This window comes from Mesorhizobium sp. ISC15, from assembly GCF_037162615.1.
GTDB lineage: Bacteria > Pseudomonadota > Alphaproteobacteria > Rhizobiales > Rhizobiaceae > Mesorhizobium > Mesorhizobium mediterraneum.
Genome location: NZ_JAVSPX010000001.1, coordinates 2,917,854 through 2,938,653 on the forward strand (window position 1 = coordinate 2,917,854; position 20,800 = coordinate 2,938,653).

Annotated in this window: 14 protein-coding genes and 2 pseudogenes; 9 read left to right on the forward strand and 7 right to left on the reverse strand. The window is 60.8% G+C overall.

The annotated features are described in order from the left end of the window. Positions 1-135: 135 nt before the first annotated feature. A complete protein-coding gene (gene glgX / locus RPG13_RS13990) occupies positions 136-2,148 on the forward strand; it encodes a glycogen debranching protein GlgX (protein WP_337125328.1) in 2,013 nt (670 codons plus the stop codon). Continuing rightward, positions 2,148-3,776 carry a beta-galactosidase BglA gene (gene bglA / locus RPG13_RS13995; protein WP_337125329.1) on the forward strand — a complete coding sequence of 543 codons (1,629 nt, stop codon included), beginning with the start codon at positions 2,148-2,150 and terminating at the stop codon, positions 3,774-3,776. The genes glgX and bglA overlap by 1 nt, the downstream gene beginning before the upstream one ends. A gap of 15 nt (positions 3,777-3,791) precedes the next feature. Here bglA and RPG13_RS14000 read toward each other — a convergent pair whose 3' ends face one another. Continuing rightward, entirely contained in the window at positions 3,792-5,576 is a 1,785-nt protein-coding gene (locus tag RPG13_RS14000; protein ID WP_337125330.1) for a pilus assembly protein TadG-related protein, read from the reverse strand. Beyond that, complete coding sequence (locus tag RPG13_RS14005) at positions 5,577-6,056, reverse strand: TadE/TadG family type IV pilus assembly protein (RefSeq protein ID WP_095486238.1); 480 nt, start codon at positions 6,054-6,056, stop codon at positions 5,577-5,579. It abuts the gene before it with no gap. Positions 6,057-6,440: 384 nt separating this feature from the next. Between RPG13_RS14005 and RPG13_RS14010 the strand changes: the two genes are divergently transcribed. The 4 genes and pseudogenes from RPG13_RS14010 to RPG13_RS14025 all read left to right on the forward strand — a co-directional run bounded on the left by RPG13_RS14010 (position 6,441) and on the right by RPG13_RS14025 (position 11,859). After that, positions 6,441-8,033, forward strand: a complete 1,593-nt coding sequence (locus RPG13_RS14010) for a peptide ABC transporter substrate-binding protein (protein WP_095486239.1) — start codon at positions 6,441-6,443, stop codon at positions 8,031-8,033. A gap of 168 nt (positions 8,034-8,201) precedes the next feature. Further along, positions 8,202-9,125 (forward strand): ABC transporter permease subunit, encoded by a 924-nt coding sequence (locus RPG13_RS14015; RefSeq protein ID WP_095486240.1) that lies wholly within the window; start codon positions 8,202-8,204, stop codon positions 9,123-9,125. Then, positions 9,118-10,238 (forward strand): annotated as a pseudogene (locus RPG13_RS14020) (ABC transporter permease). Before RPG13_RS14015 ends, RPG13_RS14020 begins: the two are co-directional and overlap by 8 nt. Before the next feature lies 1 nt (position 10,239). Next, positions 10,240-11,859: an ABC transporter ATP-binding protein gene (locus tag RPG13_RS14025; protein WP_128241565.1), complete on the forward strand. Its 1,620-nt coding sequence runs from the start codon at positions 10,240-10,242 to the stop codon at positions 11,857-11,859. 351 nt (positions 11,860-12,210) lie between these two features. Here the strand turns inward: RPG13_RS14025 and RPG13_RS14030 are convergent, their stop codons facing one another. From RPG13_RS14030 to RPG13_RS14050, 5 genes and pseudogenes are all read right to left on the reverse strand, one after another. Next, positions 12,211-13,410 carry a mandelate racemase/muconate lactonizing enzyme family protein gene (locus RPG13_RS14030; protein ID WP_128241564.1) on the reverse strand — a complete coding sequence of 400 codons (1,200 nt, stop codon included), beginning with the start codon at positions 13,408-13,410 and terminating at the stop codon, positions 12,211-12,213. Positions 13,411-13,419: 9 nt separating this feature from the next. Next, positions 13,420-13,746: an NIPSNAP family protein gene (locus RPG13_RS14035; RefSeq protein ID WP_095486584.1), complete on the reverse strand. Its 327-nt coding sequence runs from the start codon at positions 13,744-13,746 to the stop codon at positions 13,420-13,422. A gap of 102 nt (positions 13,747-13,848) precedes the next feature. Next, entirely contained in the window at positions 13,849-15,204 is a 1,356-nt protein-coding gene (locus RPG13_RS14040; RefSeq protein ID WP_128241563.1) for a mandelate racemase/muconate lactonizing enzyme family protein, read from the reverse strand. A 45-nt stretch (positions 15,205-15,249) separates the two neighbouring features. Further along, complete coding sequence (locus tag RPG13_RS14045) at positions 15,250-16,416, reverse strand: mandelate racemase/muconate lactonizing enzyme family protein (protein WP_337125331.1); 1,167 nt, start codon at positions 16,414-16,416, stop codon at positions 15,250-15,252. Between the two features lie 53 nt (positions 16,417-16,469). Next, positions 16,470-17,179, reverse strand: a pseudogene (locus RPG13_RS14050) (GntR family transcriptional regulator). Between the two features lie 212 nt (positions 17,180-17,391). On the opposite strand from RPG13_RS14050, the gene RPG13_RS14055 reads away from it, so the two are divergent. The 3 genes from RPG13_RS14055 (at position 17,392) to RPG13_RS14065 (ending at position 20,793) form a co-directional block, all read left to right on the forward strand. Next, positions 17,392-18,870: an ABC transporter substrate-binding protein gene (locus tag RPG13_RS14055; RefSeq protein ID WP_126103148.1), complete on the forward strand. Its 1,479-nt coding sequence runs from the start codon at positions 17,392-17,394 to the stop codon at positions 18,868-18,870. A 76-nt stretch (positions 18,871-18,946) separates the two neighbouring features. Next, the gene (locus RPG13_RS14060) at positions 18,947-19,906 is read left to right on the forward strand and encodes a carbohydrate ABC transporter permease (RefSeq protein ID WP_126103147.1); all 960 of its coding nucleotides are present in this window, start codon (positions 18,947-18,949) and stop codon (positions 19,904-19,906) included. Beyond that, on the forward strand, positions 19,903-20,793 hold the full coding sequence (locus RPG13_RS14065; protein WP_126103146.1) for a carbohydrate ABC transporter permease: 891 nt from the start codon (positions 19,903-19,905) through the stop codon (positions 20,791-20,793). The genes RPG13_RS14060 and RPG13_RS14065 overlap by 4 nt, the downstream gene beginning before the upstream one ends. Positions 20,794-20,800: the final 7 nt, after the last annotated feature.

Sequence of the window (20,800 nt, forward strand, 5' to 3'; positions counted from 1 at the left end):
TCGGATGAGGGGTGTTCCAGCTTGGCGCACACCTTTGCTCAAACCGCCCACGCCTTGTTTCTTCCAGCACCCCTCATCCGTCTCGGCGCTGCGCGCCGATCCACCTTCTCCCACAAGGGGAGAAGGGCTCGCCGCATGAGCCAGCTCGGCGCTACCATTACCCCCGAAGGTATCCGCTTCGCCGCATGGTCGTCTGCGGCCAGCCGGCTCTGGGTCTCGATCTTTGACGAACGGGGAAACCGCGAGATCGACCGGCTCGAACTCCGGTCGGAAGGCGAGGGCGTTCACGCGCTTTTCGTTGCCGGCCTCGCTGCCGGCACCCGATACGGCTTTCGCGCCGATGGCGACTATGCGCCCGAGCGAGGGCTCTGGTTTGATCCCGACAAGCTGCTGGTCGACCCCTATGCCGTCGAGATCGACAGGCCGTATGTCTATGACGACCGGCTCGCCGCTCGCCGGGGCGAGGGGACCGACACCGCCCCGCTGCTGTCGAAGGCGATTGCCGGCGCCTTGGCAGAGCCGCTGGCTGCTTTGCCGCCGCTGTTCCAGCCCGGTGGACTGGTCTACGAAGTGCCGGTGCGAGCCTTCACCATGTTGCATCCGGACATCCCGAAGCAGCAGCGCGGCACGATTGCCGCCCTTGCCCATCCGGCCGTCGTCGAGCACTTGAAAAAACTCGGGGTCGGCGCGGTCGAATTGATGCCGGTGACGGCGTCGATCGACGAACGACATCTGCCGCCACTCGGGCTCCGCAACGCCTGGGGCTACAATCCCGTGACCTTCATGACGCTCGATCCGCGCCTCGCGCCCGGCGGTCTCGCGGAATTGCGGCAGACGGTCGCCGCACTGCGTGAGGCCGGCATCGGTGTTATCCTCGACTTGGTCTTCAACCACACCGGCGAAAGCGACAGGTTTGGACCGACGCTGTCGCTGCGGGGCCTCGACAGCCGCGCCTACTACCGGCATTGGCCGGACGGCAGCTTGGCTAACGACACCGGCACCGGCAATACGGTCGCTTGCGATCATCCGGTCGTCCAGGAAATGGTCCTCGACACGCTTCGTCATTTTGTCCGCCATGCCGGCGTCGACGGTTTCCGTTTCGATCTGGCGCCCATTCTAGGGCGGGTCGAGGGCGTTTTCGACACCGATGCGCCGTTGCTGAGAGCTGTTCGGAACGACCCGGTTCTTGGCGACAGGGTGCTGATCGCCGAGCCTTGGGATATCGGGCCGGACGGCTATCAGCTCGGCAACTTCCCGCCGCCTTTCCTCGAGTGGAACGACAGATATCGCGACGATATCCGCCGCTTCTGGCGTGGCGATCGCGGCATGATCGGCGCGCTGGCAACGCGGCTCGCCGGCTCGTCCGATGTCTTTGCCAAAGCGGGAGAGCGAACAAGCCGCAGCGTCAACTTCATCGCCGCGCATGATGGCATGGCGCTGGCCGATATCGTTGCCTACGAGCACAAGCATAACGAGGCCAATGGCGAGCAGAACAGAGATGGCCACAACGAGAACCTGTCGTGGAACAACGGCGTCGAAGGCGAAGCCGGCGATGAGGCCATCGCCAAGGCCCGCTTTGATGATCAATGCGCGCTGCTGGCGACGCTGTTTGCCTCGCGTGGAACGATCATGCTGACCGCAGGCGACGAATTCGGCCGCACGCAAAAGGGCAACAACAACGCCTATGCGCAGGACAACGAAATCACCTGGCTCGACTGGGCCGGCCGTGACCAGACGCTGGAGCATTATGCCTCTGGACTTGCCGCGATGCGTCGCGCCGCGCCGGCACTTTCCGACACGCGCTTCCTGACCGGAGAGCCGCGGCCCGGGTCGGAAGTACCGGATGTTGCCTGGCTGACCGAGACCGGGGCGCCAGTCGATGAGAGAAGCTGGCAGAACCCTGAGCGGCATCGCCTGGCCATGGTGCTCGGCGGCACTGGCGACGGGGGCTGCCGTCTTGCGGTCGTCGTCAATGGCGATCGTCGGGCCTGTATGTTCACGCTACCGGAGCGCGAGGGATTTTTCTGGGGCCCGGCCATGGAAACATCGGCTGGCGCTTTCGACATCTCGCAGCCGGTGCCTGGGCGAACGGTCGTTTTCATGATCGAGCGCAAGGTCGGGCCGGCCCGCATCGAGGAGAACCCATGATGGCTGATGACAATGCCGAGTGGTGGCGCGGCTGCGTCATCTATCAGATCTACCCGCGCTCCTTCCAGGACACGACGGGGGACGGCGGCGGCGATCTGCGTGGCATTGCCTCAAGGCTGGCTCATGTTGCATCGCTTGGCGTCGACGCCATCTGGCTGTCGCCCATCTTCAAATCCCCGATGGCCGATATGGGCTACGACGTGTCCGACTATACAGCCGTCGATCCGATGTTCGGCACATCGGAGGAATTCGACGCGGTGGTCGCCGAGGCGCACCGTCTCGGCCTGAAAGTCATCATCGACCAGGTCCTGTCGCATTCGTCCGATCGGCATGAATGGTTCGTCGAAAGCCGCTCAAGCCGCGATAACCCCAAGGCCGACTGGTATGTCTGGGCCGATCCGAGGCCTGACGGCACCGCGCCCAACAACTGGCTGTCGGTCTTCGGCGGCCCTGCCTGGGAGTGGGATGCGACCCGCAGGCAATATTACATGCACAATTTCCTCGCCTCGCAGCCGGACCTGAATTTCCACAATCCGGAGGTTCAGGACGCCTTGCTGGAGACGGTGCGGTTCTGGCTGGAGCGCGGCGTCGACGGTTTCCGGCTGGATACGGTCAACTACTACGTCCATGACCGCTGGCTGCGCAGCAACCCGCCGCTGGCATCGAGCGTCGCCTGCACCAACACCGAAACCAATCCCTACCTCTACCAGGAGCATCTGTTCGACAAGACGCAGCCTGAAAACCTCGCTTTCCTCAGGCGTTTTCGGGCGCTACTCGATGGATATGAGGGTCGCGCCGCTGTCGGTGAGGTCGGCGACGAGGACCGTTCATTGCAGACGCTCGCCGCCTACACCGCCGACGGCGACAAGCTTGACATGTGCTACACTTTCGACCTGCTCGGCCCGCAATTCTCGGCAGCACACGTACGTGGCTGCGTCGAGGCTTTCGAGCGCGCAGTATCCGACGGCTGGGTCTGCTGGGCGTTTTCCAACCACGATGTCGTTCGCCACGTGACGCGCTGGACAAGACCCCACGGCGATCCGGAGAGGGTCGCGAAATTCTCGATCGCGCTGCTGTCGTGCCTGCGTGGATCGATCTGCCTCTATCAGGGCGAGGAGCTTGGGTTGGAGGAGGCGGAACTGGCGTTCGAGGATCTGCGCGACCCCTACGGCATCCGCTTCTGGCCCGGGTTCAAGGGCAGGGATGGATGCCGCACGCCGATGGTCTGGGAGAAAGGCGCCGAGAATGCCGGTTTTTCCACCGGCAGGCCGTGGCTTCCGGTGCCGGATAGCCATCGCGCCCGCGCGGTTGATGTCCAAAACGGCGAGGAGAAGTCGGTTCTAGCCAGCTACCGGGCGATGCTCGCCTTGCGCAAGCAGCATGTGGCCCTGGTACAGGGCTCGATCCGGTTTCTCGATGCAGAGGGTGATGTCCTTGCCTTCATTCGCGAAGGCGGCGGCGAGAAGCTGCTCTGCGTCTTCAATTTCGCCGACGAGCCGGCCAACTGGCCGTTGCCTCAGGATGCAGATGTTGCAGAGACAGTCGATCTTGGCGGCACTGATGCCGTCTTGCAGGATAAGATGCTGTCGCTGCCGCCCTTGGGCTGCTTCCTGGGACGAGCCGGCTGACCTCTCACCTGGCCGTCATTGAACGAGCACGGAGCGCCCGCAAGTCGCGCCCAAGACCCGGACATCGGCCTCGCCGACACGCACGCCCAGTGCCGCAAGCACGTTATAAACCAATTCGTCGACAGGTGCAGTCACACCGTTCAGCAGCGCCACAACTGCTGGCTTCACCGTTCCAAGCAGCGCGGTTACATCAAGCCCGAGGCCCAGCGCACTGACCGAAAGCGACAAATTGTTGACCAGCGACGTGGTAAGAGATTGCGTCAGGTTTTTCGTGGAAGCGGTCTTTATCGTCTTGTTTGCGATTTCGGTGCTGTTGAAGGTCAATGCCGTCGGCTCGGTGTTGGTGATCTCGAAGGCCGCAGAGCCATTCACGCCGATCAGATTTAGGGTGAGAAACAGAAGCTTCACGCTGACCTGCGCGATTTCGGCATTTTGAAACGACTGTGGGTTGCTGAAATCGGCGAAGGCGGAGGGGCTGTTGTCGGCATCGCTGGCGCCAAGGTGCAGCGATGCTAGGCTCGGCCGTGCGGCAATGGAAACCTTCAAACTGTCGGGATGCCCCGTCGGGCAGCTGATGTCGGTCAGCTTGGCTTCGGCAGAGGCCACCTCGACATGCAGCGGCAGTTTGACGGCCAGGAGGCTGATGCCGCCACCGAGAGTCGCATTGCTGCCGCCGACCGACGCCACCAGCTTGATCCGTGTCTGCGCCGTTCGCACCACGGCGCCCTTCTCGCCAATTGTCAGCCATGGCGAGAATTGCGCAGGTTCGCCGATAGCAACGGCAAGCGTGGTGGAGACAAGCCCCGGAATCGTGGCTCCGAGATTGAGCTCGACCTGCTTCGAGCCGTTGGCCAGTGCGGCGGCGGTAGTCAGTATGCCCATGGCGCTAGCGTCGACCGAGAAACCGGCCGACTTTTGCCCGAGGCCCAGTTGGCCAATTGATCCAAGGTCGACAAGATGATTGAGCGGTATCTTGACCGTGCTGGTGGTCCTTGAGGCGATTGTCTGCAAAGCAAGCTTGCTGGTGCTGCCAACGGGTGAAACATCAGCCATGGCCGTCGCTATCTGGCCCACCGTAGCTTTCGAAGCCAGCACCTCCGAATAGCTGACACCTGTCAGCTGCAACTGAACGGCAAGTGCGTCAAAGAACGAAAGCAGGTTGACGTCGGCGGCGATCAGAGCGTTGTAGTCCATGACGCTGAGCGAAATGTTGCCGCCCAGGAGGCCGCTGAGAAGCGAGTTCAGGATGCCGCCATTGACGCTGAGAAGCCTGGACCCGACCGAAAACATCGCCTGCGGCGCTATGCTGGCAACGGCTTGGGTGCCGATCACCGGAGTCGCGATAAGCGAACTCGCGAAATAGCGGGCGGGTATCTTTTGCAGCGCGACATGGACGGCGTTGTAGGGCGTCTTGCCGGCCTCGAAGCGCTTGTCAACGCCGAGCGACGACTCTGGTGAATATCGGCCGGCGGTGACCGACACCACGGTTTTTCCGAGAGTAGGAACGATTGTCTGTCCTGCCTTCTGAACAACAATACCCGGCATTCCGTTATCGCCGAGCGTGGTCACCACCGCGGCCTCTATGTTGTTGATGTTGGAAGCCGCCGTGATCGCGGCAAGATCGACCAGTGACTGCGCCTCCCGGCGCTCCACATAGATCGAACCTTCATCGATGGCGAAGGCAGCCAGCGCCAGCGCGAACGGTGCGCACAGCGCCGTCATGACGGTGAAGTTCGCCTTCGGGTCGCCAAGCATTGAGCGAGCAACCCGGCCGATCCTCCCCAGTAAAGGTTCCGACATTCAGATGCCCCCGACCCGTATTGTCGACTTGCGTGAGATCGTGCTTCCCGGCATGGGCAGCGCCGGGAATAGATTCCAGACGGGCAGGTTGCTGGCATCGTATTGGATGGAGACCACGAACTGTTTTCCGTCGGCCGTGCTGTCTTTAGCCTGATAGGTCAGCTTGTCGGAATCGACAAAGGGATATCCACTGGCGTTGTTGTTGACGAAGCTGGTCACCAGCGCCTGGCGCTCGGTTTCGTTCAGCCCGGCAATTGCCGTGCGTGCGGCATCCGCCGCGATCTGCTGCACGGAGTTGCTTGCACCAAAATAGATACCATATGCAACCATACCGAGCAAAAGCAGGATGAAAATGGGCGAAAGCAGTGCAAACTCGATTGCAGAGGTGCCGGAATTTTCTCTACATAGACGCCAGATTATTCTTAAGTGGAGTGTTTTTTGGCACTTTGTGGCGGCTGCCTTACTTTCTGTGCTGTTCATACCCTTTGCCCGTTGGGAGATGTGTGAGATCTATCGAAGCCCATCGTGCAATGTAACCCATGGTTGCTTAAAGGCGGCTTAAGACATTTCGACAAAGTGGAATCGACGACAGGTTTCTTGCCGGAAACGAAAATCTCGAAGTGAGAAAACGCAGCCAAGCCTATGGTTTCAATTACTGTTCTATCGGCCACGAGGTAGCTCTCGGCGCGCCTTACTTTGGGTGACCCCTAGAGCCTGTTGAAATAAAAATTCTCCACGTTACTGTCTGGCCACCAGCTGCCGGAAAGGGAACCGGCGGCGCGCTCAAAGGGGCCATCTAATCGGTTTCGGGGCGTCAACACTCAAGAGGCGTAGCTGTAGGGCCGTCTCGACAGGGAGAACTTCATGCTGAAAAATATGCTGAAGGCGACGGTATTCGCCACAACCATGACGTTGGCCGCGGGCACGTTCTACGCGCCGGCTTTCGCCGAGGTCGTCTATAACAGAGGCAGCGCCGCCGAAGTGGAGTCGGTCGACCCGCACAAGACCTCGACAGTCTACGAAGCCAATGTTTTGCGTGACCTGTTCCAGGGACTGGTCATGCAAGATCAAAAGGCGAATGTCATTCCGGGCGCCGCCGAGAGCTGGACGGTATCGGACGACGGCACCGTCTATACCTTCAAGCTGCGCAAGGACGGCGTCTGGTCGGACGGCAGCCCGGTGACGGCAGATGACTTCGTCTACTCTTTCCAGCGGCTGGAAGACCCGGCCACCGGCGCCGAATATGCCTCGATGCTCTATCCCGTGAAGAACGCCGAGGAGGTGAACACCAAGAAGGCCAAGCCCGAGGAGATGGGCGTCAAGGCAATTGACGCAAGTACCCTGGAAGTGACGCTGAAGGCGCCCACGCCCTACTTCCTCGAAATGCTGACCCACCAGGCGGCCTATCCGGTCAACAAGGCTTCCATCGAAAAGCTTGGCGCAGATTGGATCAAGCCGGGCAACCTGGTCTCCAACGGCGCCTTTACGCTGGCGGAGTGGGTTCCCAACGACCACATCAAACTGGTCAAGAATCCGAAATTCTGGGATGCTGCGACCGTCAAGATCGACACCGTCAACGTTATCCCGACCGAAGACCGCTCGTCGGCGATGAAGCGCTTCGAGGCCGGCGAACTCGACAGCTACGATGATCTCCCGACCGAACAGCTCGCCGATCTCAAGGCCAAGTTTGGCGATCAAATCCGCGTCGGGCCGTATCTCGGCACCTACTATTATGCGATCAAGACCGACAAGGCCCCATGGGATAATGTCGAGCTGCGCAACGCCATCTCCATGGCAATCGACCGCGACTTCATTGCCGAAAAGGTCTGGCAGAACTCGATGCTGCCCGGTTATTCGATGGTGCCTCCGGGCATCGAGGGTTACACGCCGGCAATGGCCAAGTATGCTGAGATGTCGCAAATCGACCGCGAGGACGAAGCCAAGAAGGTGCTTGAGAAGCTTGGCTACACGCCCGAGAATCCGCTGAAGATGGAAATCCGCTACAACACTTCGGAAAACCACAAGAACACCGCGGTCGCCATCCAGGAACAGTTGAAGCCGCTCGGCATCGAAATCACGTTGCTCAACACCGACACCAAGACCCACTACTCCTTCCTGGAGCAGAAGGGCGACTATGACGTCGCGCGTGCCGCCTGGATTGCGGACTACAAGGATCCGGAAACCTTCCTCGGCATCACCCGCAAGGCCAGTGGCAACAACTATTCGGTCTACAACAGCCCGAAATACGAGGAGGCCATGGACAAGGCGGCAGCCGCCGGCGGCAAGCCCGAAGAGCGCATGAAGGAACTCGCCAAGGCCGAGCGCATCCTCGTCGATGAGGTCGGCAACATCCCGCTTCTCTACTATAGTTATCACGATATCGTTTCTCCGAAGCTTCATGGCTTCGAGGACAACGTCATGGACGTGCATCCGTCGCGCTTCATCTCCAAGGACTGATTTTCCTTGGCCGAACTGCCGCTCTTTTGCAGCGCCGCGCGTCCTTCGGGACGCGCAAAGGACGCTGTAACGCTTTGATTTTGCGCATGGCCCCTTCCGAACCTTCGGTTCGGTTCGGGGTCATGAGTTAGGGCGGCGGTTCCGGTTTGCTAGCAAAGCGGGGAACCGATGCTGCGTTACGTATTTCGGCGGCTCCTGACCGCCATTCCGACGCTGTTCGTCATCGTGACGATGGCGTTCTTCCTGATACGCGTCGCGCCGGGCGGGCCATTCAATCAGGAGCGGGGCCTGAGTCCGGAGATCAAGGCCAATCTTGAAGCGCAGTTTGGCCTGAACGATCCGCTCTGGCTGCAATATGTCCACTATCTCGGCAATCTGCTGCGCGGCAATTTCGGGCCGAGCTACAACATGCCGGATTTCACCGTCACCGAATTGTTTGCCAAGGGGCTGCCCATTTCGATTCAGATCGGCGCCTCGGCCCTGATCCTGGCGCTGCTGCTCGGCAGTCTCCTCGGCACCATTGCCGCGCTCAATCAGAACAAGCTTGCCGACTATTCGGTGATTGCGCTGGCTGCCGCTGGCAGCACTATCCCGACCTTCGTCATCGCACCAGTGATCCAGCTTTTGTTCGGTCTGACCTGGAAGCTGCTGCCGATCGGCGGCTGGGGGGATGGCGCTCTCCTCAACAAGGTCGGGCCTGTGCTGACCCTCGCTTTGCCGCAGATCGCCATCGTCGCCCGCCTGATGCGCGGCTCGATGATCGAATCGTTGCGCTCGCACCACATCCGCACCGCACGCGCGCTCGGTCTGTCGGACTGGTCGGTGGTCGTCAAGCATGCGCTGCGCGGCGCCATTCTGCCGATCGTCTCCTTCACCGGCCCGGCGGCGGCGGCATTGCTCACCGGCTCGATCATCGTCGAGACGATTTTCGCCGTTCCCGGCATCGGCCGCTATTTCGTCGAGGCTGCGCTCAACCGCGACTACACGCTGGTCATGGGCACCGTGGTGGTCATCGCTCTGTTCACCATCGTCTTCAACCTGATCGTCGACATCATGTACGCCTTCGTCGATCCGAGAGTGCGCTATGACTGACATCGCAGCCACCGTTCCGGCCGTCGTCGCCGCTCCCTGTGGGCCGATGCCTGGGCGCGCCTCAAGGCCAATCGCGCCGCCATGTTCAGCCTGTATTATCTTGCCTTCATCGCGCTCCTCAGCGTGTTCGGGCCCTCTTTGGTGCCGCATCGATACACCACCATCTACGCCGACTATGTGCGCACGCCGCCGAGCTTCTCGGCCTATCCGAAGGCCGACAAGATCGAAACGGCGCTCAATGAGGCGATCAAGCGTATGCGTGTCGACATCAAGGAGTGGCGGCAGGAAGACAATCGCATCTTCGTCACCGTCACATCTTCCAAGCCGATCGACGACCGCAATGTCCGCTACCTCGACCGTTCCGATGCCTTCGACAACACGAAGATCGAGAGCAAATCGCCTGACGGCCTTGAAGCGGTGATGAGCGCTTCGATCAGGCAGCAGTATTTCCTGTTCGGCACCGACAATACCGGCCGCGATCTCCTGTCGCGGACGCTGATGGCCGGGCGCATCTCGCTGGCCATCGGCCTGCTCGCCGGGGTCGTCGCCGGCGTCATCGGCGTGCTCTATGGCGCTACTGCCGGCCTTGCCGGCGGCAAGGTCGACGAGGTGATGATGCGCATCGTCGATGTGCTTTATTCGCTGCCGTTCATCTTCTTCGTCATCATGCTGGTGGTCTTCTTCGGCCGGAACTTCGTGCTGATGTTCCTTGCGGTCGGCGCCGTGCTCTGGCTCGACATGGCGCGCATCGTGCGCGGTCAGGCGCTGTCGATCCGGCGGCAGGAATATGTCCAGGCGGCGGAGGCGATGGGCATCGGCCAGCGCGGCATCCTGATCCGCCACGTCATTCCCAACCTGCTTGGCCCAGTGGTCATCTACATGACGCTGCTGGTGCCGCATGTCATCATCCTGGAGAGTTTCCTGTCCTTCCTCGGGCTTGGCGTGCAGGAACCGATGACCAGCTGGGGCGTACTGATCTCGACCGGCGCCAAGAACATCGGCACCGCCAACTGGCTGCTCTTGTTCCCTGCCTTCTTTCTCGTCTCGACGCTGTTCGCGCTGAACTTCGTTGGCGACGGCCTGCGCGATGCGCTCGACCCTAGGGATCGTTGAGATGGACGCTTCCGAAACGATCCTCAACGTTAAAGACCTTCGCGTCCGCTTTCGAACGCTCGACGGCGTGGTCGAGGCGGTCAAGGGCATCAACATCCACGTCAATGCAGGCGAAACCGTCGCCGTGGTCGGTGAATCCGGGTCCGGCAAGAGCCAGACGATGATGGCAGCGATGAGCCTGCTGGCCTCGAACGGCGAGGCGACAGGCGTCGTCGACTATCGCGGCCGCAACCTTTTAACCCTAAGCAAGCCCGAGTTGAACAAGGTCCGCGGCCGCAAGATCAGCATGATCTTCCAGGAGCCGATGACCTCGCTCGATCCGCTCTATTCGATCGGCAATCAGCTGATCGAACCGATCCGCCGGCATCGCGGGCTTAGTGCGGCGCAAGCACGCGAAGAGGCGCTCAAGCTCTTGCGGCTGGTTCATATTCCCGATCCCGAACGGCGGATGAAATCCTACCCGCATGAAATGTCGGGTGGCCAGCGACAGCGGGTCATGATCGCCATGGCGCTGGCCAACGATCCCGACATACTGATCGCAGACGAACCGACGACGGCGCTCGACGTGACGATCCAGGCGCAGATCCTCATGCTGCTCGCCGAGCTGCAGCGCAAGCTCGGCATGGCGATCGTCTTCATCACCCATGATCTCGGCATCGTCCGGCGCTTTGCCGACCGCGTCTACGTCATGCGCTACGGCGAAGTCGTCGAGGAGGGTGATGCGGAAGCGATCTTCGTCAACCCGCAGCATGCCTACACCAAGATGCTGCTGGCCGCCGAGCCGACCGGAACCAAGGCGCCGCCACCGCCAAACGCGCCTGTCCTGCTCGAAGGCAGGAATGTCGAGGTGAACTTCAAGATCGGCGGCGGGTTTCTTGCCGGAGAGCCGCTGGTGCTGCGCGCGGTCGATCACATTTCGATCCGCCTTCAGCGGAACCAGACCATCGGCATCGTCGGCGAATCCGGTTCGGGAAAATCGACGCTCGGCCGGGCTTTACTGCGGCTCCTGCCAAGTGATGGCCTCATCCGCTTTGGCGATCGCGATATCTCCTCCGCCGACCGTCAGGCCATGCGGCCGCTGCGGCGTGAATTGCAGCTCGTGTTCCAGGACCCTTTCGGTTCGCTGTCGCCGCGCATGACCGTCGGCCAGGTCATCACCGAAGGGCTTCTGGTGCATGAGCCGACCCTGTCGGGCAGGCAGCGCGATCTGCGCGCGGTCGAGGCCCTGCGCGAAGTCGGACTCGATCCGAATGCGCGCAATCGCTACCCGCACGAATTCTCCGGCGGCCAGCGCCAGCGCATTGCCATCGCGCGCGCGATGATCCTCAAGCCCAAGGTGGTCGTGCTCGACGAGCCGACCTCGGCGCTCGACCGCTCCGTCCAGAAGCAGATCGTCGAGCTGCTGCGCAAGCTGCAGGCCGACCATGAATTGTCCTATCTGTTCATCAGCCACGATCTCGCCGTCGTGCGCGCCATGGCCGACTACATCATCGTCATGAAGCAAGGCAAGATCGTCGAGGAAGGGCCGACCGAGGCGATCTTCAGCAATCCGCAAGCTACCTACACGCAGACGCTCATGGCCGCGGCCATCGACGTCACTCGGTTTCGCTTAAGCGCGTAACGCGATCAGTCAGGCCTGCAGCGGAGGGAGATTTTTTCGGGAGCAAAACAGCCAACCACTGGCCGTTCCGGGAGAAGGGAGACAGTTCATTCCGGCTAGGTGATTAGTATCAAGTCTGACCACACAAACCCTGAAGAGTGGGACCCACGTGATTGACCTTTCGGGATCAACGCCGACAAAAGCGTAAATGCGCAATGGGGATAAACCACGCATGCTTTGAGCTTGCATTCCAGACAGAGCACCCGCCTGATTTGCGCGACAGTTGGCTGTTGTTAACGAACATCCAGCGCAGGTCGATGTAGGAAAACGTCGCTAGTCGGGTCGAGCGCGGCAGATGCCGGCGAGAATGGTTCAGTCGAAGAAGCCCGCGTCCTCTTCCCTGAGGTACTTCCTGGTTGCTTCGGCGTCGATATCGAGGCCCAGCCCCGGCGCTTCCAGCAGGTCCACCATGCTGTCCTTCACGACCTGCTCAGGCAGGCCAATGACGATGTCGCTCCACCACGGGTCCGAAGCGCTGGGATATTCGAAAGCCACGTAGTTGGCGGGCAACGTGGCGCAGACATTGATCAGCGCGCCGAGGCCGAGCAGGCCGTTCGCCGTGCCGTGCGGCGCCATCAGGATCGAGTGCATATAGGCGTGCTCGGCCACCCATTTGAGCTCGGCTATGCCACCGATATCGGCAGGATCGGGACCAATGACGCGCACCGCCTGCGTCTCGATCAGCTCCTTGAAATTGTGCCGCAGGTAGATCTGCTCGCCGGTATGGATTGGCGTCGAGGTGGAGGTGGTCAGCTCCCGATAGGCCTGCGGATTGACCCACGGCACATAGTCGCCGGTCAGCATGTCCTCGAGCCACATCAAATTGTATTTCTCGACCGCGCGAGCGAACTTGATCGCATCCGGCAGCATCCAGCCCGGGCCGCAGTCGAGCGCCAGGCTGACCTTGTCGCCCAGCACTTCTTTCATTGCGATCACGCAGTCGAGCATGTGATTGAAACCGCGCTCGCTGATCATGCCCTGATCCATGGCGCCGTGATAGCCTGCCTTCTTCTGCGTCACGCCGTAATGGAAGCCCTCGATAGTGTCCTTCATATTGGAGTGGAACGAGATTCCTTGCTTGACCATGAAGAAGTTCTGAGGCTGCTCCATCATCCATTTGACATCAGCGGCGTAGTCCTCCGGCCGGTCGCCCGTGCGTTTCTGGCGGATCGAGCCGTTGTAGACGCGCACCTTGTCGCGCACTTTGCCGCCGAGCAGTTTGTAGGCCGGCACGCCTGCAGCCTTGCCGGCAATGTCCCATAGCGCATGCTCGATAGCGCTCACCGCCGCGCCATAGGGCTTGAAAGAGCCGCGTTGGCGGATCTTCAGCATCACCCGCTCGACGTCGGTTGGGTCCTCGCCGATCAGGGCCTCGCGGAAATGCAGCACCCAGGGCTTGAGGTAGGGCTTGGTGTACTCGACCTCGCCCAGGCCATAGAGGCCCTCGTCGGTGACGACGCGAACGATGGGGTGCTTGCCGATGACGGCACAGCGGAGATCGGTGATCTTCATGGCGCAGTCCTATTTCACAGACGAGAAAGCTGTCGGCGTGAGCAACTGGCTGCTGATATTGGCAATGATCTGCCCGTCGCGCTCAGACTCGTCCCGGGCTCTGTGCCATGCCGGATCGGTGACGAAAGCCGCCCATTTCGCCTCACGCTCGGCCAGCGATTCCCAGGCGAGGAAATAGGTGAGGCGATTGCTGTTTTCGCCGATCGCCGTGGTGAAAAACCCGGCTTGGCGGATGCCATGCCTCTCCCAGATGGCCAGCGTTTGGTCGGAAAAGCGCTTGAGCAAAGCCGGCAGCCTGCCCGGCAGGCAGTCATAGATACGCAGTTCGTAGATCATGGTTTCGTCCGTTTCTTTCTTCGCCTCTCCCTTGGGAGAGGTCGACACGAATGGTCGGTCGTTGGCCCTGTGAGCCCGGGGGAATGAGGGAAGGGGTCTGGGCTAACTCCAGGTCCGGTCCCAGCTATATTCATTGTCCCAATGCTCGGTGGATTGCCATATCCCCGTGACCCCCGGTTGCAGGTGCAGCGAGATTACCTCGTCGACTACGTCGTCAATCCCCAGGCCCGGCTTGTCCAGAACAGTGATAAAGCCGTCCTTGACGAGCGGCTTGGGAACGCCGGTGACGATATCGTCCCACCAGTCGACATCGGCGGAGTGATATTCGAGCGCCATGAAGTTTTCGGTCGCGGTCGCGACATGCGCCGCAGCCATTGCCGCGATTGGACTTTCCGCCATATGGATCGCCATGGCGACACCATGGTCCTGTGCCGCGTCGCCGATCTTCTTGGTCTCGAGGATGCCGCCGGTGGTCAGCAAGTCCGGATGGATGGCCGAGATGCCTGAGTTGAGCAGCGGCTCAAAGCCTTCCTTGAGGTAGATGTCCTCACCCGTGCAGATCGGCACGGACGTAGCCTGCTGCAACTGCCGATACTGCTCAGTGTACTGCCAGGGGATCACGTCCTCGAGCCAGGCCGGTGCATATTTCTCGATCCGCCGGGCGAGACGGATGCCGTCTTGCAGCGAGATGTGGCCGACATGGTCGATGGCGAGCGGGATCTCGTATCCGATCACCTCGCGGACCTCGTGGATATACTGCTCGAGCAGGTCGATACCCTTTTCGGTGAAATGCAGGCCCGTGAACGGGTGCTGCACGTTCTGCGCATCGTAGGCGAGATTGCGCGCCTTGCGCTCCTCGAGCGCGCCGCCACGGCCGCGTGGATTGGCGTGAAACCCTTCAAGCGCGCCGGCGGGCGCGGCCACGGCGCCCGGGACATGGGCGATCTGCATCAAACCCAGGTCCATCTTGAGGAAGGTGAAACCACGGTCCATGCGCTCCTTGAGACGCTTTCCGGTTTCGGTGCCGCTCGGTTTCTCGGCGTCGGTATCGCAATAGACGCGCACCTTGTCGCGAAACTTGCCGCCGAGCATCTGGTAGATCGGGACGCCATAGGCCTTGCCGGCGAGATCCCACAATGCGATTTCCACCGCAGAGACGCCGCCGCCTTGCCGGCCGTGCCCGCCAAACTGCTTGATACGGCGAAACAGGCGATCGATGTCGCAAGGGTTCTCGCCAAGCAGCCGGCTTTTCAGCATCAGCGCGTAGGTCGCGCTGGCGCCGTCGCGCACCTCACCAAGCCCCACGATTCCCTGGTTGGTGTAAATCTTGAGCAGCGCCGAGGTGAACGGCGCGCCGACGATTTCGGCAACCCGCATGTCGGTGATGCGAAGGTCGGACGGCTTGGAGTCCGTGTTCACCCGATTGAGCGCCTCGTCGGCCCCATCTGTTTTTGGCATGATCAGTCCTCGTTCTGGTCAGCTGGGCTCGTGGGCAGGCCTAAACTAGCCCAGCTCGATCTCGTGGGCCTGCAGGTAGTCGCGGTCCATCTCAACACCCAGACCAGGCTTCGATGTCAGCTTCAGGCTGCCGTTCGAAACGTCGAGAGGTCTGTCGATGAGGTGATCGTATTTGCCCAGGTTCCACTCCGACGTTTCGAGCTTGTAGAAGTTGGGAACGGTCATCATCACCTGCGCTCCCGCAACCACGTTGATCGGCCCAGCGGCGTCATGCGGCGAGACCGGAATGTAGTAGGCTTCGCATAGGGCGGAAATCTTCTTGAGTTCGGTAATGCCGCCGGTCCAGGTCACGTCAGGCATAATGTAGTCAGCGAGCTTGTTCTCGAGTACCGGCACGAAATCCCATTTCGTGTGGCCGCGCTCGCCCCACGAGATCGCGGCACTGACCTTCTCACGCACCTGCTTGAGTGCGTTAAGGCTCTCGGGCGGACAGGGCTCCTCAAACCAGTCGATCTGGCCGGCTTCCTCTAGGCTCCGACAGAGGCGAATGGCGGAGGGAACGTCGAAGCGGCCATGCGCATCGATAAGAATGTCGATGTCAGGCCCCGCCGTTTCGCGGATCAGCGCCGTGAGTTCGGCCGCTTCGCGCTCGTCCTTGCGGGTCATGCTGCCATCGAGGTAACCGTCCCGCTGTTCGCGGGACAGGCCATCGGCGGTGCGGCCCTGGTGGGGGAAAGGATCGAACTTGAGCGCTGTGTGTCCGGACTCGACGATGTCCAAAATTTCGCGGACCACAGCCTCCTTGCTGGTGAATTTGGCCTGGTTAGGATGGGTATAGAGTGCGATTTCATCGCGCACCGGTCCGCCCAGCAGCTCGTAGATCGGCTTACCGAGGACTTTGCCCCGGATATCCCAGAGGGCTATATCGATGGCGCTCACGCATTCGACGGCGGCGCCGCGGCTGCCCATGTAGGTGAAGCTGCGGAAAATCTTGTGCCAGAGACGCTCGATATGAGCTGGATTCTCGCCTGTCACGGCGATGCCGATCTGCCGCAGGATCGTGCACAGGGCGCGGTTGGCGAGCCTTGTGGTTGTCGTGATCTCTCCCCAGCCGCTCACCCCTTCGTCGGTCGTCACCTCGACGAACAGGAACTCTCCCCAATAGGAAGCATCGGACTTGATCAGCCACGGCCGAATGCTCGTGATTTTCATCTCAACTACCTTTTTCGAAAGGGTCGGGCTAACGATGTTTTGGACTGGACATTCTATCCGGCCCGAGCGGCGTTGCGCGCTCGCATCTGTTCGAGAATATGCCGGCCCGAACCCTCGACATGGCGAGAAACGAGTTCGGCCGCCTTGTCGGCCTCTCCCGCCTTTACGAGCGCGATGAGTTCGCGGTGCTCGCGAATGATCGCGGCACGCCGTGCAAGCGTGAAGTTGAAACGCCGGCTCACGGCTCGCAGCACTTCGCGATGCTTCCACCAAAGTTCGGCGGCATGGCGGTTATAGTGCCGCTGGTACATCACGGTGTGGAAAGCCGTATCCAGCTCGCTGTGCCTGAACGTGTCGGCGAAGTTGTTCTCTTCGATCAGGCCTTGGAGACGTTCGAGTTCGGCGATGTCCTCGCCGGTCGCCATATTCACAAACCATCGCGTCAAGGCCGGCTCGATCAGAACACCGATTTCATAGATATCCCGCACAAAATCCTGATCTATGGGTCGGACGCGCGCCCCGCGGTTGGGGAGAAATATGACAAAACCCTCCCCGCGCAAGAGTTGCAGGGCCTCGCGCACGGGGTTGGTCGAGGTGCCATGACGCCGGGCGAGGTCGGTGACCACAAGCCGTTCGTTGGCGACGAGCCGTCCTTCGATGATGTCTTCCCTAATCAGTTCGTAAACTGAGGCGCCCTCGCTGGAGGCCCCTATGGGGTCAATCTCAGCCGGTGGCATGCTTTAAAATCGCTTATTTCGGCCAAGGCCCGCTCCCCTATTCAGTACATACTCTGCCCGATATCACACACGGTTTCCACAAACAATGTACGATCCTATGCGTTGACAGGCAATCCACGATCTGAAAACGTACAAGGTGATCGAAGGGATACATAGAATAGGGAGGCGTCCCGCGGTCGTACGAGCTAGGCCGCTTTGCCTCGGCGCAGGGCGGCATGGAGAACCAGGGAGGATACCTATGACGAGGATTACGCTCGGCAGTGCGGTCCTGCGCGGCACTGTCGCCACTGCTTTGATGGCATCGCTGATGTCCACATCGGCACTCGGTGCGCCGCCGGTCGACCTGAGCAAGTGGTCGCCGGAATATGTGCGCTCCATTGCCGGCACACAGGATTTTGACACGGCAGCCGATTGCGCCAAGGTCACCCCGCTCGACTACAAGGGACGGCTGACTTTCTGGTATCAGGGCGTGTTCGAGGGTGACCCCGACCTCCTGCGCCAGTACTACAAGGAATTCTTCGAGACCTTCCGCAAGACCTATCCGAACATCCAGCTCGAGGAACAAGCCCTCACCTATAACGACCTTCTCGACAAGTTCCGCACGGCGCTCCTGGGCAATGCCGCGCCGATGGCGGTCCGCCTGCAAATCCTGGGTGGTACCGAGTTCGCGTCAAAGGGCTATCTGGAACCGCTCAAACCCGAAGATGTCGGCTATTCGACCGATGATTTCTGGCCCGGCGCCATGAAGGCCGTAACCTGGGAGGACGTAACCTACGGCATTCCGACCAACAACGAGACGATGGCGTTCATCTGGAACGCCGACATCTTCAAGCGGGCGGGCCTCGATCCGGACAAGCCGCCGGCAACCTGGGACGACGTCGTAAAATATTCCAAGCAGATCCACGACAAGCTCGGCATTGCCGGCTACGGCCTCGTGGCTCGCAAGAATGCCGGCAATACGCCGTACCGTTTCATGCCACAGCTATGGGCTTATGGCGGCGGAGTCTTCGACGAAGCAACCGCGAACCCGACCTATGAGGAGGTCGAGCTCAATAGCCCGCAGAGCAAGGCGGCGCTGCAAGCCTCCTACGACATGTACGTTCGCGACAAGTCGGTTCCGGTTTCGGCACTCACCAACCAGCAGGCCGATAACCAGCCCCTGTTCGTCGCCGGCCAGCTTGGCATGATGATCTCGCACCCGTCCGACTACGACGTGATGCTCGACCTGCAGAAGAAGGCGACGGGCACCGACAAGGACAAGGCGCAGACCGTCATCGACAACATGCGCTACGGCCTGATTCCGACTGGCCCCGACGGCAAGCGCGCCGTCGTCTTCGGCGGCTCGAACATTCACATCCTGAAGCCCGAATATGTCGAGGGCGGCAAGGTAGACGAGCCGGCTGCAAAGGCTATCATCTGCATGTGGACGAGCCCTGAATGGTCGCTGAAGATGGCCTACGCCGGCTCGAACCCGGGCAATCTTAACGGCTTCAAGACCAAATGGATGAAGGAACGTCTGGACAACATCGAGTTCCTCGATGTGACGACCTCGATGCTACCATATGGCATCCCGTTCCCAGCGCTGCCGCAGTCCCCCGAGATCATGAACATCATCGTCCCGGACATGCTGCAGAATGCCCTGACCGGAGCGATGACCGTCGACCAGGCAGCGGACGACGCGGCCCAGAGGGTCAAAGACCTGATGGGCGGACTCTAGTCCAAGCCTGACCTGGATCTGGCCGGCTGCGCCGATAGTGCAGCCGGCTCGTTCCGAAGAACGAGGGCACGCCACAGTGACGATCGTGACCGGCAAGGCCGAGGCTCGCCGAATATTGCAACCCGGTAAATCCGGCCTGTTGCGGAAGATATGGGAGCATCGCGCCGACTACGCGTACGTGCTCCCTGCGATCGCCGTGATGCTCATCGTCATCGCCTATCCGATCTACTACACGATCGAACTGTCGTTCTTTAAGACGCCGCCCGGCCTACAGCTCCGCGACAAGACCTTTATCGGCTTCGACAACTACACGACCATCCTCGCCAGTCGTGTGTTCTGGAAAGTCACCTGGAACACTCTGATCTGGACACTGGGATCCACTTTCATCTCCTTTGTCCTGGGGTTTGCCGCCGCGCTGGCGCTCCACCGCGATTTTATCGGCCGTGGTGTCCTGCGCGCTATCCTGATCGTTCCCTGGGTCATCAGCGCGGTCGCCGCCTCCTATATCTGGAGGTGGATCTACCATTCGGACTTCGGGATCATCGGCGCAGTGCTGGTCGGCCTCGGATTGGCCGACCGGCCGCCGAATTTCATCGACAGCGTTAGCACGGTGCTGCCATCCCTGATCGTCGTCAATATCTGGCGCGAGTTTCCGTTTGCCATGATCATGATGATGGCCGGCCTGCAGACAGTCCCCGAACAGTTGCTGAGCGCTGCAAAAGTCGACGGAGCCAGTGCATGGCAGCGCTTCTGGCACGTCACCTTCCCGCATTTGCGCAACGTCTCGACAGTGACGATCCTGCTGCTCGCGGTGGCCAACTTCAATTCCTTCATCATCCCCTGGATCATGACCGGCGGCGGGCCGTCGAACGCATCGCATATCTGGATCACCCACATTTATGAGCTCGCCTTCGGCCGACAGCTCTGGGGCGTGGCATCGGCCTATTCGGTGCTCCTGTTCCTCATCCTGATGACGCTGGGCTACTTCTACGTCCGTGCGCTAAGCGGCAACGAGCGGAAAGAAGGGAGCGCATGAGCACGATTGTCGAGACAGCCCCTCGAGGTCAGACCCGGCGCCGCATGCGTGTCGACGGATGGCGGTGGGCCGGGCGCATCTTTCTCGTTTTCATGCTGCTTTACACCGCGTTGCCGATGATCTGGATGCTGATCACTTCGATCAAGTCCGGGTTCGCGGCGATGCAATTTCCCCCGCAATGGTGGCCGGACCAGCCTACCCTCGCCAGCTATCAAAAGCTGCTCGATCCGCAGAACAGCGTCGGTCAGGACTTCCTCCGCTTCTTCTGGAACAGCCTTTTCGTCTCGACCGTCACGACAATCCTTTCGGTGATCGTGGCTGTCCCTGCGGCCTACGCGTTTTCGCGCTTCAGTTTCCCCGGCCGAAACTTCCTGTTCTTCTCGGTGCTGCTGCGCAACATGTTCCCGGCGGTGATCTTTCTCGTGCCGCTCTTTATCCTGATGCGCGTGCTGGGGCTGGTGAACACGCATGGCTCGCTGATCCTCACCTATCTCACCTTCGGCCTGCCGCTGGCGATCTGGCTGCTCAAGGGCTTTTACGACAACATCCCGGTGCAGCTTGAGCAGGCGGCGCGCATCGATGGGGCAACGCGGTTCCAGGCCTTCATCCTGATCGTGATGCCGCTCTCGACGCCGGGAATCATTGCCACCGCGATCTATTCCTTCATCGGCGCGTGGAACGAGTACATCTACGCCTACACTTTCCTCTCCAAGAACGAACAGCTGACACTGCCGGTCGGCATCCAGCGCTTCTTCTCGGAAAATACGACGGACTTTCCGGGCCTGATGGCGGCCAGCTTTATGATGAGCGTGCCCGTCGTGGTGCTGTTCCTCGTCCTGCAACGATACTTCGTACGCGCCCTCACAGAAGGCGCGGTCAAGCATTAGGGAGTTG